Origin of the sequence: Psychrobacter sp. Ps1 (assembly GCF_022129425.1) — a bacterium.
Classification (GTDB): domain Bacteria; phylum Pseudomonadota; class Gammaproteobacteria; order Pseudomonadales; family Moraxellaceae; genus Psychrobacter.
Genome location: NZ_JADQAN010000053.1, coordinates 1 through 1284, shown reverse-complemented (window position 1 = coordinate 1284; position 1284 = coordinate 1). Strand labels below are relative to the sequence as shown.

The 1284-nt window shown below is 47.0% G+C and carries 1 protein-coding gene; it reads right to left on the bottom strand.

Annotated elements, in window-relative coordinates; all coding sequences use genetic code 11:
• Positions 1-72: 72 nt before the first annotated feature.
• On the bottom strand, positions 73-1263 hold the full coding sequence (tuf, locus tag I3249_RS13020) for an elongation factor Tu (RefSeq protein WP_114701991.1): 1191 nt from the start codon (positions 1261-1263) through the stop codon (positions 73-75).
• Positions 1264-1284: the final 21 nt, after the last annotated feature.

The window sequence follows — 1284 nt, the reverse complement described above, 5'->3', positions numbered from 1 at the left end:
AAAAAAAGGCCACCCTAGATAGGATGGCCTTTTTTATGACTAATTCATAAGCTCATTGCTGAGACTTAATGATTAGTTCAATACGTTAGCAACAACACCAGCGCCTACAGTACGGCCGCCTTCACGAATTGCGAAGCGAAGACCTTTGTCCATAGCGATTGGGTGGATAAGCTCTACGCCCATCTCAACGTTATCACCAGGCATTACCATTTCAGTACCGTCTTGTAATTGGATTGCGCCAGTTACGTCAGTAGTACGGAAGTAGAACTGTGGACGATAACCGTTTAGGAATGGTGTGTGACGACCACCCTCTTCTTTTGACAATACATATACTTCAGCGTCAAACTTGGTGTGAGGAGTGATTGAACCTGGCTTAGCTAGTACTTGGCCACGTTGTACGTCTTCACGCTTAGTACCACGTAGTAGTACGCCACAGTTTTCGCCTGCACGACCTTCGTCAAGCAGTTTACGGAACATCTCTACACCAGTACAGGTGGTTTTTTGAGTGTCACGGATACCAACGATTTCGATCTCGTCGCCAACTTTAACGATACCAGATTCAACACGGCCTGTTACTACGGTACCACGACCTGAGATTGAGAATACGTCTTCGATTGGCATTAGGAATGCTTTGTCGATGTCACGCTCTGGCTCTGGGATGTAGGTGTCTAGTACGTTTAGTAGTTCTACAACAGCTGGTTGGCCATATTTTTCTTGTGAGCCTTTTAGGGCTTCAGTAGCAGAACCTTTAACGATAGGAGTGTCGTCGCCTGGGAAGTCATAGTCGTTCAATAGTTCACGAACTTCCATTTCTACTAGCTCTAACAATTCTTCGTCATCAACCATGTCACATTTGTTCATGAATACGATGATGTACGGTACGCCAACCTGACGTGAAAGCAAGATGTGCTCACGAGTCTGTGGCATAGGGCCGTCAGTTGCAGATACGACTAGGATTGCGCCGTCCATCTGGGCCGCACCAGTGATCATGTTTTTAACATAATCGGCGTGACCTGGGCAATCTACGTGAGCATAGTGACGGCTGTCTGTGTCATATTCTACGTGTGAGGTGTTGATGGTGATACCACGTGCTTTTTCTTCTGGTGCTGAGTCAATAGACGCGTAGTCTTTGGCTTCGCCACCAGAGGTGATTGCAGCTACGGTTGCGATTGCAGCGGTAAGGGTGGTTTTACCATGGTCAACGTGTCCGATTGTACCGACGTTGACGTGTGGCTTGTTACGTTCAAACTTGGCCTTTGCCATGGGTATTTCCTCTTTTTTTGG

What these genes read in the sequence shown, in the direction of transcription:
- tuf (WP_114701991.1), bottom strand. Translation starts at nt 1,263, where the DNA reads ATGGCAAAGGCCAAGTTTGAACGTAACAAGCCACACGTCAACGTCGGT.